This is a genomic window from Bradyrhizobium sp. USDA 3262, from assembly GCF_054060035.1.
This window is the reverse complement of the sequence record NZ_JBSSCT010000001.1, coordinates 2,164,850-2,178,363: the sequence shown is the minus strand read 5'-3', so window position 1 is coordinate 2,178,363 and position 13,514 is coordinate 2,164,850. Positions and strand designations below refer to the sequence as shown.

Below are 13,514 nucleotides of genomic sequence, written 5' to 3'. Positions count from 1 at the left end.
TGCCATGAGGATGACCGTCTGGCTGGTTGCCGCCTGCGCGTTGACGCTCGCCGCACCGGCGCGCGCTGAGCGTCCGGACTGCGGATCGTTTCCGGATACGCGTTCACGCTTCACCTGTTACGAGAATGTGTCGCGGGCGCCTCCGGAACCCGAGGCCGCGGCGCATTCGCCTGGTGCGCAGGGGAAATCAATGAAGATGAACGCCCGCAAGCGGCGTCACAAATAGCGTCATCGTCGCTACTTCCATGCGAATACCGGCTGCTCCAGTTCGGCGACGCGGGTGCTGCGGCCGGCCAGCACCTCGCGAAATTGATAGATCAGCGCGGCGGTCGGCGCATGGATCTGCTGGCCACCGAGGCGGAAGCGGATCACGCGGCGCGAGCTTTCCGGGATCGTCGCGAAGCTGAACGCGTCCTCCAGCTCGATCGCATCGAGGCCGATGCGATGAACGGAAGCGACCTCGTCCGGGTTCGGGATGATCGCCGCATGCGCGCCGGCCCAGACCACGACCGGCGTGATCAGATAGCCGGACCGCGTCGGATAATCGTCGAGCATGCCGAGCACGTCGCGCTCCGACAGTGCGAGCCCGAGCTCCTCATGCAATTCGCGCAGCGCGGCCTCGGCCTGCGTCTCGCCGGCATCGCAGCGCCCGCCCGGCAGCGCCCATTGCGCGCTGTGGGCGCGCAGGCGCGCGCTGCGGCGGGTCAGCAGGAATGCAGTGCCGCTGCCGTCGTCGCCTTCGGTCAGCGCGATCGCGACCGCCGCGCGCTTCAGCGTCGGCGCGGCGTCCGCCGGCGCCAGGCGCGCGAACGCGGCACAGAGCTCTGCGATATTCCGCCGGGTGGCATCGTCAAATGTGCGGGCCATTGACCTTGACTACAACACAACAGCGTTTGATGAAATGACTGCTACCACATGCCTCCTGCGATCAATCATCAGCAAGCAACGGACCCCACCTCATGACGGCCAAGGCCGCGGACAAACTCAAATCCGACGGCTGGAAGATCGCCGAAACCACGGGATTCCTGACGCTGATCGGCCCGTTGTGGGAACGGTTGAAGGATGGCGCGCTTGAACTCGCGCTGATCACCGAGGACAAGCACCACAATCGCCGCGGCCTCGTGCAGGGCGGCGTGATCATGACGTTCGCCGATCGCGCCTGCGGCATGGCCGCACGCTTCGTCTCGGGCAAGCCGACGCTTGCGACCGTGCAGCTCGACACCCATTTCGTCGAGGCCGGCAAGATCGGCGAGATCCTGACGACGCGGCCGCGTGTGGTACGCTCGACCCGCAGCCTGATCTTCATCACGGCCGAGGTGACCGTCGACAAGCGCTGTATCGCGATGGCCAACGGCGTGTTCAAGATCCTGAAGAACGAGAGTTGATCCCGTCATTCCGGGACATCGCGCAGCGATGAACCCGGAATCTCGAGATTCCGGGTTCGATGCCAGCGCATCGCCCCCGAATGACACCGGAGGGAGTGCCCGATGCAATATCGCCAGCTTGGCCGTAGCGGCCTGAAGGTTTCGCCGATCTGCCTCGGCACCATGATGTTCGGCGGACCGACCGACGAGGCGACCTCGGCGCGGATCGTGGCGAAGGCGCGCGAGGCCGGTATCAACTTCATCGACAGCGCCGACGCCTATAATGGCGGCAAGTCCGAGGAGGTTGTCGGACGCGCGATCTCGAACAGAAGGTCGAACTGGGTGCTCGCGACTAAGCTCGCCAATCCGATCGGCGACGATCCCAATCACGGCGGGCTGTCGCGTCGCTGGGTGTTCCAGGCCGCCGATGAGAGCCTGAGACGGCTCGGCACCGACTACATCGACGTCTATTATCTGCACAAGGAAGATCACACGACGCCGCTCGACGAGACCGTGCGCGCGATGGGCGATCTGATCCGCGCCGGCAAGGTGCGCTATTTCGGCGTCTCCAACTACCGCGCCTGGCGCGTCGCCGAGATCTGCAACATCTGCGACCGGCTCGGCATCGACCGTCCGGTCGCGAGCCAGCCCTATTACAATGCGATGAACCGGATGCCCGAAGTCGAGCATTTTCCGGCCTGCGCCCATTACGGGCTCGGCATCGTGCCCTATAGCCCGCTGGCTCGCGGCGTGCTCACCGGCAAATACGCCCCCGACGCGGCGCCGCCCGCGGACACGCGTGCGGGGCGGAATGACAAGCGCATGATGCAGACCGAGTGGCGGCCGGAATCGCTCGAGCTCGCGCAACAGATCAAGCGCCACGCCGAGAGCCGCGGCATCACCGCCGGGCAGTTCGCGGTGTCCTGGGTGCTGAACTCGTCCTTCGTCAGCGCCGTCATCGCAGGCCCGCGCACCGAAGCGCAATGGGACGACTACATCCGCGCGCTCGATTATCGCTTCACCGCCGAGGACGAAGCCCTGATCGACCGCCTCGTCGTCACCGGCCATCCCTCCACGCCAGGCTTCAACGATCCCGCCTATCCGATCGAGGGGCGCCGGGCGCGGACCGGATAGCCACTGTAATAGCGACGCACAATGTGCAGATTGCGCTCAATTCCAACCGCGCGTCATTGCGAGGAGCGTTAGCGACGAAGCAATCCATCCTTGCAAAGGGATGAGATGGATTGCTTCGCTTCGCTCGCAATGACGAGGGACAATTGAATCGGCAGCGCCGAAGTTACGTTTCGTAGCTTCCGAATTGCGCGAAGCCCGACTCGGCTGCAGCATCAGGACATGGAAATGCTGATGCTGGTGCTGCAATGACGGCATCCAATGTACTGGACTGGATCGTCGCCCTCCTCGTCTGCTGGGCGAGCCTGACTGCAATCTTCGAGCCGCGGCGCGGCGCCTGGCAATGCGACGTGTCCACCGCGACAAGCAGCGCCCCGCAAGTCTCACTGGCGACCCCGACGCAAGCGGAGTTCGAGGAGATGATCCGCGATATGAAGCTGCATGATTGAACGGGATCGGCAAACCGCGAAAATCCTTCCTCGTCGTCCCCCAAATGAAACAGGGCGGCGCCGAAGCGCCGCCCTGCCCTGATTGCCGTTTGCTCGCCGCTTACTTCGCGAGGTCGAAGCGGTCGGCGTTCATCACCTTGGCCCAGGCCGCGACGAAGTCCTTCACGAACTGCTCCTTGGAGTCGGACTGGCCGTAGACCTCGGCGAACGCCCGCAGCTGCGAGTGCGAGCCGAAGATCAGGTCGACGCGGGTGCCGGTCCATTTCACCGCCTTGGTCTTGCGGTCGCGGCCCTCATAGACGCCCTGGCCGGCATCGCTCCACACCGTGCCCATGTCGAGCAGGTTGAGGAAGAAGTCGTTGGTGAGCGTCCCCGGCTTGCTGGTGAAGACGCCGTGCTTCGACTTCTTGGCATTGGCGCCGAGCACGCGCAGGCCGCCGACGAGGACCGTCAATTCCGGTCCGGTCAGCCGCAGGAGTTGCGCACGGTCGACCAACGCTTCCTCGGGCTGCAGGAACTGATGCTTGCTGCCGATATAGTTGCGGAAGCCGTCAGCCCGCGGCTCGAGCGGAGCAAAGGACTCGACGTCGGTCTGGTCCTGCGTCGCATCGGTGCGGCCCGGCGTGAAGGGGACCTTCACATTGGTACCGCCGTCCTTGGCCGCCTTCTCGATCGCGGCGGCGCCGCCGAGCACGATCAAATCGGCCAGCGAGACCTTCTTGCCGAACTCCTTCTGGATGGCTTCGAGCTTGCTCAGCACAGTCTTGAGCTGAGCCGGCTCGTTGACATCCCAGTCCTTCTGCGGCGCAAGGCGGATGCGTGCACCATTGGCACCTCCGCGCTTGTCGGAGCCGCGGAACGTGGAGGCCGAGGCCCAGGCGGTCGACACCAGTTCGGACACCGACAGACCCGAGGCGAGGATCTTCGCCTTGAGCGCCTCGATATCCTTGTCGTCGATCACGGCGTGATCGAGCGCCGGCACCGGATCCTGCCAGATCAGCGTCTCCTTCGGCACCAGCGGGCCGAGGTAACGCTGGATCGGGCCCATGTCGCGGTGCGTGAGCTTGAACCAGGCGCGGGCGAAAGCGTCCGCGAACTGATCCGGATGCTCGTAGAACCGGCGCGAGATCTTCTCATAGGCCGGGTCCAAGCGCAGCGACAGGTCGGTGGTCAGCATGGTCGGGACATGCTTCTTCGACGGGTCGTACGCGTCCGGAATGTCGGCCGCCGCGCCCTTCGCCTTCCACTGCTTCGCACCTGCGGGGCTCTTCGTGAGCTCCCATTCGTACTTGAACAGGTTATCGAAGAAGTGGTTGCTCCACTTCGTGGGCGTCTGAGTCCAGGTGACCTCGGGGCCGCCGGTGATCGCGTCGGCGCCGACGCCGGTGCCGTGCTTGCTCTTCCAGCCGAGGCCCTGATCCTCGAGCGCGCCGCCTTCCGGCTCCGGCCCGATCAGCGACGGATCACCCGCGCCGTGGGTCTTGCCGAAGGTGTGGCCGCCGGCGATCAGCGCAACGGTCTCCTCGTCGTTCATCGCCATGCGGAAGAACGTTTCGCGAATGTCCTTCGCGGCAGCGACCGGGTCCGGATTGCCGTTCGGGCCTTCCGGGTTGACGTAGATCAGGCCCATCTGCACCGCGCCGAGCGGCTCGGAGAGCTGGCGCTCGCCGCTGTAGCGCTCGTCGCCGAGCCAGGTGCCTTCCGGACCCCAGTACAGCTCTTCCGGCTCCCACACGTCGGCGCGGCCACCCGCAAAACCGAACGTCTTGAAGCCCATCGATTCCAGCGCGACGTTGCCGGCGAGGACCATCAGATCGGCCCACGAGATCTTGCGGCCGTATTTCTGCTTGATCGGCCACAGCAGCCGGCGCGCCTTGTCGAGGTTGGCGTTGTCGGGCCAGCTGTTCAGCGGCGCGAAACGCTGCTGGCCGGCGCCGGCGCCGCCGCGGCCGTCGGTGATGCGGTAGGTGCCCGCCGAGTGCCAGGCCATGCGGATCATCAGGCCGCCGTAATGGCCGAAGTCGGCCGGCCACCATTCCTGCGACGTCGTCATCAGGGCCGTGAGATCCTTGATCACGGCATTGAGATCGAGGCTCTTGAATTCCTTGGCGTAGTCGAACCCCTTGCCCATCGGATCGGACAGGCTGGAGTTCTGATGCAGCACCTGAACGTCGAGCGTCTCCGGCCACCAGTCACGATTCGAGTGCCCGCGAGGCCCGCCCGTGAATGGGCACTTGCCCGCGCCTTCGTCGGTTTTTGCGTCCATGTTTCTTCTCCGAGGTGATGGATTCTGGAATGCGCTGGAGCTCTTCCAAGAACGATTCTACGCAACCCAATCCATCAGAGGAAATTGACTTTAGTGATCGCTCCGATAAGATTATCTGATGATAAATGTCACACTCCGGCAACTCAGGTATTTTGATGCTCTGGCCCACCACCGCCATTTCGGGCGTGCCGCGGATGCCTGCGCGATCTCGCAGCCGGCGCTGTCGATGCAGATCCGCGAGATGGAACAGGCCGTCGGCGGCGTGCTGATCGAACGCAATGCGCGGCAGGTGACGCTGACGACGTTCGGCGAGGACCTGCTGCGCCGCGTGCGCGACATCCTGCGCTCGGTCGACGAGCTCGGTGACTTCGCGCGTGCCTCGCGCGACAAGCTTGCCGGGCGGCTGCGGGTCGGCATGATCCCGACGATCGCGCCATATCTGCTGCCGAAGGTGATCGAGAACCTGGCGCGGCTGCATCCCGAGCTCGACATCCATGTCCGCGAAACGCTGACGCCGAAGCTGATCAAGGAGGTCGCCGAGGGCAGGCTCGACACCGCGATCGTGGCGCTGCCGGTATCGGAACCGTCGCTGACCGAGGTCGCGCTGTTCTCGGAAAACTTCCTGCTGGTGCGGCCGGGCGAGGACGCCAAGACACCGGTGCCGAGCGCCGAGATGCTGCGCGAGATGCGGCTCTTGCTGCTCGAGGAAGGCCACTGCTTCCGCGACCAGGCGCTGTCGTTCTGCAACATGCAGTCCTCGCCGCCGCGCGAGGTGCTGGACGCGAGCTCGCTGTCGACGCTGGTGCAGATGGTCGGCGCCGGCATCGGCGTCACCCTGATCCCCGAGATGGCGGTGACGGTGGAGACGCGCTCGGCGCCGGTCACGGTCTCGCGCTTCAAGCACCCGCAGCCGTCGCGCACCATCGGCATGGTCTGGCGCAAGACCTCTCCGCTCGCCGCGCAGCTCCAGCAGATATCCGAGGTCGTCAGCCTCGCCGCCCGCGCCCTGCGCGCGCCGAAGCAGGACGGCGCCAAGGAGCCGGCGAAACGTGCGGGACGAAGGAAGGTGGCGTGATCTCGGCTGTGCAGTGGAGACGATGCCGTCCGTGTTTACCGCACCAAACGCGCCACGCTTTCAGCTGTCGTCCCAGCGAAAGCAGGGACCCATAACCACGACTGTAATGCTGGAACGGCGAGTCCCATTCACTGCGCCTGCCGCGGAGTATGGGTCCCTGCTTTCGCAGGGACGACATCGAATATGTTGCACGGTCTATGAATCACACGTCCGCATTCTCGCGGCGAATGACGAGATGAGGCGGCGCGCCTACTTCTCCAGGTACTTCTTCATCTCTGCGATCAGGCCGTCGCGCAGTTCGGGGCGCTTGAGGCCGAAGGCGATGTTGGCGCGGAGGAAGCCGGGCTTGGAGCCGCAATCGTGACGCTCTCCCTCGAACTCGACGCCGTAGAACTTCTGCGTCTTCGCAAGGCCGATCATCGCATCGGTGAGCTGGATCTCGCCGCCGGCGCCGCGCTCCTGCGTGGCCAGGATGTCGAATATCTCCGGCTGCAGGATGTAGCGGCCGGTGATCGACAGGTTGGACGGCGCGGTGCCCTGCGGCGGCTTCTCGACCATGCGGTCGACCTCGAAGATGTTGCCGTTGCGTTTACCGACGCTGCAGATGCCGTATTGATGGGTGAGTTCGTCGGGCACCGCCTCGACCGCTATCAGATTCGACTTGTCACCAAGCCTGCTCGCGGCATCGATCATCTGCTTCAGGCAGCCCGGTGTGTTCAGCACCAGCTCGTCCGGCAGCACCACCGCGAACGGCTCGTTGCCGACGATATCGCGCGCGCACCACACCGCGTGGCCGAGCCCGAGCGGCGCCTGCTGCCGGGTGAAACTCATCGCGCCGGCCTCAGGCTGGTTCTGCGCCAGGATATCCTGCTCGGTCTTCTTGCCGCGCTGCGCCAGCGTGGTGTCAAGCTCGAACATGCGGTCGAAGTGATCCTCGATGATACCCTTGTTGCGGCCGGTGACGAACACGAAATGCTCGATGCCGGCTTCCCGGGCCTCGTCGACCACGTACTGGATCAGCGGCTTGTCGACGATCGTCAGCATCTCCTTCGGCATCGCCTTGGTGGCGGGCAGCACGCGGGTACCGAGACCGGCGACGGGGAATACGGCTTTGCGGATCTTCATGGGATTATCGGAAGCCTTGAAATGGGTGGGACGGCGGCACGAAATGAATCATGCCTTTGGTACCCCGTTTTGCAGCCGCCAACAAAGGCGGATGTGTGGTGCGGCTTAATTCCGCCGTTCCCGTCAGCCAATGCGGGCCGCAACAAAATCTCGCCCTTGTTAAGTTATTGGAAACCGTGCCGGGGCCTTCTGGAACAGCACGATTTTGACAGGCACACGACAAATGCGCGCGATGGGAACATCAAGGACCAAGCTTTTCGGCGCGAGCCTGATCGCGCTGGCCCTGCTGCTGCCCGGCAGCGCGCAAGCCCAGTCGGCAGGCAACGGCCTGACCAACCTGATCGACAGCATCTTTTCCGGACCGAACGCGACGCCGCCGCAGGCCGCGACCGGACAGGATGGCGCAGCGCCGCCATGGAGCGGTGAAGACGGCGCCTCCGGCCATCCGCTGATGACGGCTGCGGCGATCCGCCAGGCCGCGTCGGACTTCCCGAACTGCGTCGCAGCGATGTGGCCAGATGCCGCACGACGCAACATCAGCCAAGAGAATTTCGAGCGCTTCACCGCCGGCCTCACGCCCGATCTGCGCATCATGGACCTGATGGATTCGCAGCCGGAGTTCACCAAGGCGATCTGGGATTATCTCGACATCCTGGTCAGCGACACCAGGCTCGCCAAGGGCCGCGAGATCCTTGCGAAATACAAGCCGCAGTTCGACGCCACCGAGAAGGCCTATGGCGTCGACCGCTACATCATCGCGGCGATCTGGGGCATCGAGTCGAACTACTCGACCCAGATGGGCGATCGCAGCGTGGTGCAGTCGACCGCGACGCTCGCCTGCATCGGCCGCCGTCAGGCCTATTTCAAGGACGAGTTCCTGTCGGCGCTGGAGATCCTCAACCGCGGCGACCTCAGGCCCGAGCAGATGCGCGGCTCCTGGGCCGGCGCGTTCGGCCCGACCCAGTTCATGCCGACCGCGTTCAAGCGCTATGCCGTCGACGGCGATGGCGACGGCCGCCGCGACGTCGTCGACAATCCGAGCGACCTGATCGCCTCGACCGCCAACAATCTCAAGAAGGACGGCTGGCAGACCGGCGCGAGCTGGGGCTACGAGGTCGTGCTGCCGCAAGGCCTCAATTACATGCTGGCCGACCGCGCCAAGGCGATGCCGCTGTCGCAATGGGAGCATCTCGGCCTCAAGCGGCCAGGCGGCCAGCCGTTCCCGCGGCCGTCCGACAAGGCCTATCTGCTGGCGCCGGCCGGCGCCGAGGGGCCGGGCTTCCTGATGCTGCAGAATTTCCGGGTGATCATGAAGTACAACCCGGCGGAAGCCTATGCGCTCGCCATCGGCCATTTCGCCGACCGCCTGCGCGGCGGCCAGCCCTTCGCGCAGCCCTGGCCGCGCCTGGAGCGGGTGCTGTCGCGCGCCGAACGGCTGGAACTGCAGCAGCTGCTCGCCCAGCGCGGCTTCTACAAGGGCACGCCCGACGGCCAGTTCGGCAGCCAGACCCGCGAGGCGCTGCGCGGCTTCCAGGTGTCGATCGGGGCACCGGCCGACGGCTTTGCCACCGCCGAGGTGCTGGAGCGGCTGCGGGGGCGGTAGGGCCGAAGCCGCAGGGCTGCCTCCCGTAGCCCGGATGCAGCGCAGCGAAATCCGGGGTTCTCGCCGTGCGGCTGGTCTGGTCCCGGATTACGCTTCGCTCCATCCGGGCTACGGCTCTCCCTCCCCCTCCCCCCGCAAGCGGGATCGGGGCACGGTTCCGTCGGGGCGAGATCCGCCCCTCCACCCCAAAAGTAACCGTGAAATCCGATATTTGCCGCCTGCCTTGACGGCTGCCGGAGACACCCGATTTATGGTGGAAAAGCTGCCCGCTTGCGGCCCGATTCCGCTAGTATGCTCACGTACTTCCAGATCATTTGCGACCGAACGCGATGCGAGAGCCAAAGTCCTTTTTGCGCATATTCACCGAAGCCGGTCCGCTGGTCGCGCTGACGGTGGCGCTTGCGCTGTTGATCGGCATTGCCCAGCCCGCCTCGGCGCAATTCTTCGGCTTCCCCGGCTTCGGCGGCGGACCGCCGCAACCACAGCGCCGCGCTCCGCCGCAGCATGGCGGTGGCGGCTGGTTCGGCGGCGATTTCTTCGCGCCGTTCCAGCAGCAGCAACCCCAATCATCGCAGCCGCAGCGGCCGCGCGAGGATTTCTCGCGTGCCCCGGCACCGGCCAAGCGCGAGGCCGCCGCCGAGCGCAACGTGCTGGTCATCGGCGACGCCATGGCCGACTGGCTCGGCTATGGCCTGGAGGATGCCTATTCCGACCAGCCCGACATGGGCGTGATCCGCAAGCACAAGACGGTCTCCGGCCTGATCCGCTATCAGCCCAAGGGCGACCCGGCGGATTGGGCCGCGGCCGCGAAGGGCATTCTCGCCACCGAGAACCCGGACGCCATCGTCGTGATGCTCGGCCTCAACGATCGCACCGCGATCCGCGAATCCGTCGTGGAGAAGAAGGTCGACAAGAAGGACGAGAAGAAGGACGCGCGCGGCAAGCCCGAGGCCAAGCCGGGCGACAAGCCCGATGCCGCCGCCAAAACTGATGGCAAGCCGGTCGAGGCCGAGCCGCCGGCCGACGACGCCGACAACGATCAGCAGGGCGCGCCGGAAAAGACCGCGCGCTCGCCCAATGGCCTCTATGAATTCCGCGACGACCGCTGGGTCGAGCTCTACGGCAAGAAGATCGAGGAACTGATCAACGTGCTGAAGAGCAAGGGCGTGCCGGTGCTTTGGGTCGGCCTGCCCGCGATCCGCGGCCAGAAGGGCACGTCGGACATGCTGTTCCTCGACGCGCTCTATCGCGACGGCGCCGGCAAGGCCGGCATCACCTATGTCGACGTCTGGGACGGCTTTGTCGACGAGGCCGGCCGCTTCATGCAGAAGGGCCCGGACTTTGAAGGCCAGCCCCGCAAGCTGCGTACCGATGACGGCGTGTTCTTCACCAAGGCCGGCGCGCGCAAGCTCGCGCATTATGTCGAGCGCGAGGTGACGCGCCTGCTCGCGGTGCGCTCCGGGCCGATCGCGCTGCCGAGCGAACCGGCGACGCCGGATACCAGCGCCGAGCCCGGCAAGCCCTCGCCGCGGCCGCTGGCAGGCCCGGTGCTGCCGCTGGTCGCCTCCACGGTCGGCACCGATCAATTGCTCGGCGGACCGGGCTCGCGGCCCGCCGCTGTCGATGCGCTCGCCGCGCGCACGCTGGTGAAGGGCGAGGCGCTGGCGCCGCCCGCCGGCCGCGCCGATGATTTCGTCTGGCCGCGCCGCGAGATGGGCCGCGAGCAGGCCAAGGGCGATGTTCCGGTTGCCGCCACCACGCCCGCCGCGCCGGCGGGCGGGCCGGCCAATCCGCCGCCCTCGACCACGGCGATCGCGCCCGACGGCTCGATCATCACCGCGCCGAAGCCGCCAAGGCGTGTGTTCCGGCCGGCCCAGACCCAGGCCCAGCCGCAACAGCAGCCGCAGACACAGCCCTGGCTGCGCGATCTGTTCGGGTTCGGTGCGCCGCAGCAGCGCCCGCTGGTCGCTCCGCCGCCGCGCCCGCCGCGCGGTGTCGGACAGCGGGCCGGAGTGCCGGGGAATCCGTGGCAGTAAGCCGCGCGCCTTCCGATAGAATTGACGCTACATCCACGTCATTGCGAGCCAACGGGTCGCGCGAACGCGCGCCCGATGACAGGCTCCGCGAAGCAATCCATCGATCCGCACGCGCGGACGGCTGGATTGCTTCGTCGCTTCGCTCCTCGCAATGACGGTGGGCGAGATGGTATCAACCGTAATAGCGCCAGCGCGACGGCGGCGGGCGGCGCGGCTGGCGCGTCATCAGGAGCGCGAGCGCAAAGCCGATGCCGCCGGCGATCAGCAGCGATCCCAGCGGGTTCTCCTGCACCGCATGCGCCATCGCCTTTTGTCCGCTGCGAACCGTCTCGCCGCGATGCTCATAGGCGTCCTTGGCGTAGTTGACCGCGGTGTCGGCGGCGTCGCGCGCGGCGTCCTTGGCCTGGCCGTAGAGATCCTGCACCGAGCCTGCGGCTTCGCGCACGCGGCCCGAGGCCTGGGTCTGCGCATCGCCGGCCGCATCGCCGACCGCGCCTTCGGCCTTGCCCGCGAACTCCTTCGCCGTTCCGAAAATCCGATCCTTGTCCATCGTCACGCTCCCTGATCTGTCCGGGAGCTAACCGGGAAACGGCGCGCAGGTTCCTGTGCGCCAAAGCGCAATAGTCGCGCTTTGGCCCCCCTATTCGAGCATGATCTTTCCGGAAAACCGCTTCACACTTTTCCGGATCATGCTCTAGAGGATCAGCCCGCCGTCGACGACGATGGTCTGGCCGACGATGTAGGAGGCGAGCGGCGAGGCCAGGAACAACGCGGCGCCGGCCATGTCGGCGGGTGTGCCGAGACGCTTCAGCGGAATGCGCTCGAGCGCACCTTCGAGACGCTTCGGATTTGCCGTCGTCGCCTTGGTCATCTTGGTGTCGACGAGGCCGGGCGCGATGCCGTTGACGCGGATGCCGTTCTCCGCCCAGGCCTCGCCGAGCGTGCGCGTCAGCCCGACGGCGCCGGTCTTCGAGGCGTTGTAGGCCGGATTGCCCATGGTGGAATGATAGGCCGCGGTCGAGCTCACGATGATCAGCGAGCCCTTGGCTGCGCTCAGCATCGCCTGGAATTTGGTGGCGCAGGCCATCAGGCTCATCAGGTTGACCTCGAGCACCTTGCGAAAACCCTCCATCTCGAATTCCCCGCGGCGGTAAATCACCGCGCCCTGCGCCAGCACCAGCACGTCGAGCCGGTCGAACGACGGCTTGAAGGCCTCGATCGCTTGCGGGTTGCTGACATCGAGCTGCGCGTAGGCAAGGCCCTCGAGATGCGAGCCTTCCTCGGTGGAATAATCGCTCGCCTGCGCGCGCGTACCGCAGATCGCGACGCGCGCGCCCCTGGCCCGGAACGCCTGCGCGATGCCGTTGCCGATGCCGCTGGAGCCGCCGACCACCAATATTTGCTTGCCGCCGAAATTGAGCTCGTTCATCGCGCGTTCCTCTCTCGTGCTGTTGTCTTGATTGAGCATGATCCTTTTCGGAAAGCCAACCGGGAAACTTGCGTTAACGCGCTGCGCGCATGTCGATATCGGGTCGGTGGTTTGACGTATCTTGCGATCAGTGCCAGCGTTGCCGTCTCTCACAACGCAAAAAATCAACGGGGGGTCCGTCATGTCCGAATACAAGCAGCTCAGCCGTTCGGTGAAGGGCCTCACCGTTCTCGTCACCGGCGCCGCCAGCGGCATGGGCCGCGCCACCGCGCGGGTGTTTGCCGATGAAGGCGCCAATGTCGCGGTCACCGACCTGACCGAAGAAGGCACGCAGGCGGTGGCGAAGGAGATTTCGGCGAGCGGCGGTTCGGCGAAGGCCTGGACGCTCGACGTCGGCGATCGCGACGCCATCACCAAAGTCGTCAACGACGTCGCCGCGCATTTCGGCGGGCTCGACATCATCGTCAACAATGCCGGCATCTCGGTGCGGGTGCCGATCGACGATCCCGCTTACGAGGACGCCTGGGCAAAGGGCATCGCGGTGATGCTAACGGCGCATCCGCGCATCATCCGCGCGGCACTGCCATACCTGCGCAAGTCGCGCTCGCCGCGCATCGTCAACATCGCCTCGACCGAGGCGCTCGGCGCAACCGCGCTGCACAGCCCCTACTCCGCTGCCAAGGGCGGCGTCACCGGCCTGACGCGCTCGCTCGCCGTGGAACTGGGACGCGAAGGCATCACCGTGAACTGCATCTGCCCGGGTCCGATCCGCACCGCGATCACCGACCGCATCTCCGAGGAGCACAAGACGCTCTACGCCAAGCGCCGCACCGCGCTCGCCCGTTACGGCGATCCGGAAGAGGTCGCGCACATGACGCTGAGCCTGTGCCTGCCCGCGGCGTCGTTCCTGACCGGCGCCGTGATTCCGGTCGACGGCGGGTTGATGGCGCGGAATGCCTGATCCGCGCGCGGCCGCGAAGCGTTGACAGCGCGCGCGTGGTGAGTAGCCTTCCCGTCAAACGAAGCGGGAAAACCG

The 13,514-nt window shown here is 66.0% G+C and carries 13 protein-coding genes; 8 read left to right on the top strand and 5 right to left on the bottom strand.

The features are described from left to right. Positions 1-10: 10 nt before the first annotated feature. Complete coding sequence (locus ACVWYP_RS10070) at positions 11-226, top strand: hypothetical protein (protein ID WP_304498513.1); 216 nt, start codon at positions 11-13, stop codon at positions 224-226. Positions 227-237: 11 nt separating this feature from the next. Here ACVWYP_RS10070 and ACVWYP_RS10065 read toward each other — a convergent pair whose 3' ends face one another. After that, entirely contained in the window at positions 238-867 is a 630-nt protein-coding gene (locus ACVWYP_RS10065; RefSeq protein WP_304498512.1) for an NUDIX hydrolase, read from the bottom strand. Positions 868-959: 92 nt separating this feature from the next. On the opposite strand from ACVWYP_RS10065, the gene ACVWYP_RS10060 reads away from it, so the two are divergent. From ACVWYP_RS10060 to ACVWYP_RS10050, 3 genes are all read left to right on the top strand, one after another. Then, positions 960-1,385 (top strand): PaaI family thioesterase, encoded by a 426-nt coding sequence (locus tag ACVWYP_RS10060; protein ID WP_016845608.1) that lies wholly within the window; start codon positions 960-962, stop codon positions 1,383-1,385. Between the two features lie 102 nt (positions 1,386-1,487). Next, positions 1,488-2,498 (top strand): aldo/keto reductase, encoded by a 1,011-nt coding sequence (locus ACVWYP_RS10055; RefSeq protein ID WP_304498511.1) that lies wholly within the window; start codon positions 1,488-1,490, stop codon positions 2,496-2,498. Between the two features lie 245 nt (positions 2,499-2,743). Beyond that, the gene (locus tag ACVWYP_RS10050; protein ID WP_304498510.1) at positions 2,744-2,944 is read left to right on the top strand and encodes a hypothetical protein; all 201 of its coding nucleotides are present in this window, start codon (positions 2,744-2,746) and stop codon (positions 2,942-2,944) included. 100 nt (positions 2,945-3,044) lie between these two features. On the opposite strand, the gene katG is transcribed toward ACVWYP_RS10050, so the two are convergent. Next, on the bottom strand, positions 3,045-5,210 hold the full coding sequence (katG, locus tag ACVWYP_RS10045; protein ID WP_304498509.1) for a catalase/peroxidase HPI: 2,166 nt from the start codon (positions 5,208-5,210) through the stop codon (positions 3,045-3,047). 118 nt (positions 5,211-5,328) lie between these two features. Here katG and ACVWYP_RS10040 point away from each other — a divergent pair, with 118 nt between their 5' ends. Next, on the top strand, positions 5,329-6,285 hold the full coding sequence (locus ACVWYP_RS10040; protein ID WP_304498508.1) for a hydrogen peroxide-inducible genes activator: 957 nt from the start codon (positions 5,329-5,331) through the stop codon (positions 6,283-6,285). Between the two features lie 249 nt (positions 6,286-6,534). On the opposite strand, the gene galU is transcribed toward ACVWYP_RS10040, so the two are convergent. Then, positions 6,535-7,410 carry a UTP--glucose-1-phosphate uridylyltransferase GalU gene (gene galU / locus ACVWYP_RS10035; protein WP_304498507.1) on the bottom strand — a complete coding sequence of 292 codons (876 nt, stop codon included), beginning with the start codon at positions 7,408-7,410 and terminating at the stop codon, positions 6,535-6,537. A gap of 223 nt (positions 7,411-7,633) precedes the next feature. Here galU and ACVWYP_RS10030 point away from each other — a divergent pair, with 223 nt between their 5' ends. After that, complete coding sequence (locus tag ACVWYP_RS10030; RefSeq protein ID WP_304498506.1) at positions 7,634-9,013, top strand: lytic murein transglycosylase; 1,380 nt, start codon at positions 7,634-7,636, stop codon at positions 9,011-9,013. 329 nt (positions 9,014-9,342) lie between these two features. Next, positions 9,343-11,049 (top strand): SGNH/GDSL hydrolase family protein, encoded by a 1,707-nt coding sequence (locus ACVWYP_RS10025; RefSeq protein ID WP_304498505.1) that lies wholly within the window; start codon positions 9,343-9,345, stop codon positions 11,047-11,049. Positions 11,050-11,221: 172 nt separating this feature from the next. Here the strand turns inward: ACVWYP_RS10025 and ACVWYP_RS10020 are convergent, their stop codons facing one another. Continuing rightward, the gene (locus tag ACVWYP_RS10020) at positions 11,222-11,599 is read right to left on the bottom strand and encodes a CsbD family protein (RefSeq protein ID WP_304498504.1); all 378 of its coding nucleotides are present in this window, start codon (positions 11,597-11,599) and stop codon (positions 11,222-11,224) included. A 144-nt stretch (positions 11,600-11,743) separates the two neighbouring features. Continuing rightward, positions 11,744-12,478, bottom strand: a complete 735-nt coding sequence (locus ACVWYP_RS10015; protein WP_304498503.1) for an SDR family NAD(P)-dependent oxidoreductase — start codon at positions 12,476-12,478, stop codon at positions 11,744-11,746. Between the two features lie 181 nt (positions 12,479-12,659). Between ACVWYP_RS10015 and ACVWYP_RS10010 the strand changes: the two genes are divergently transcribed. Then, on the top strand, positions 12,660-13,439 hold the full coding sequence (locus ACVWYP_RS10010) for an SDR family NAD(P)-dependent oxidoreductase (protein ID WP_304498502.1): 780 nt from the start codon (positions 12,660-12,662) through the stop codon (positions 13,437-13,439). The last annotated feature ends 75 nt before the right edge of the window (positions 13,440-13,514 follow it).

Bases quoted from the DNA above. Each gene is read 5' to 3' on its own strand.
- ACVWYP_RS10070 (WP_304498513.1), top strand. From the start codon at position 11: ATGACCGTCTGGCTGGTTGCCGCCTGCGCGTTGACGCTCGCCGCACCG.
- ACVWYP_RS10065 (WP_304498512.1), bottom strand. From the start codon at position 867: ATGGCCCGCACATTTGACGATGCCACCCGGCGGAATATCGCAGAGCTC.
- ACVWYP_RS10060 (WP_016845608.1), top strand. From the start codon at position 960: ATGACGGCCAAGGCCGCGGACAAACTCAAATCCGACGGCTGGAAGATC.
- ACVWYP_RS10055 (WP_304498511.1), top strand. From the start codon at position 1,488: ATGCAATATCGCCAGCTTGGCCGTAGCGGCCTGAAGGTTTCGCCGATC.
- ACVWYP_RS10050 (WP_304498510.1), top strand. From the start codon at position 2,744: ATGACGGCATCCAATGTACTGGACTGGATCGTCGCCCTCCTCGTCTGC.
- katG (WP_304498509.1), bottom strand. From the start codon at position 5,210: ATGGACGCAAAAACCGACGAAGGCGCGGGCAAGTGCCCATTCACGGGC.
- ACVWYP_RS10040 (WP_304498508.1), top strand. From the start codon at position 5,329: ATGATAAATGTCACACTCCGGCAACTCAGGTATTTTGATGCTCTGGCC.
- galU (WP_304498507.1), bottom strand. From the start codon at position 7,410: ATGAAGATCCGCAAAGCCGTATTCCCCGTCGCCGGTCTCGGTACCCGC.
- ACVWYP_RS10030 (WP_304498506.1), top strand. From the start codon at position 7,634: ATGCGCGCGATGGGAACATCAAGGACCAAGCTTTTCGGCGCGAGCCTG.
- ACVWYP_RS10025 (WP_304498505.1), top strand. From the start codon at position 9,343: ATGCGAGAGCCAAAGTCCTTTTTGCGCATATTCACCGAAGCCGGTCCG.
- ACVWYP_RS10020 (WP_304498504.1), bottom strand. From the start codon at position 11,599: ATGGACAAGGATCGGATTTTCGGAACGGCGAAGGAGTTCGCGGGCAAG.
- ACVWYP_RS10015 (WP_304498503.1), bottom strand. From the start codon at position 12,478: ATGAACGAGCTCAATTTCGGCGGCAAGCAAATATTGGTGGTCGGCGGC.
- ACVWYP_RS10010 (WP_304498502.1), top strand. From the start codon at position 12,660: ATGTCCGAATACAAGCAGCTCAGCCGTTCGGTGAAGGGCCTCACCGTT.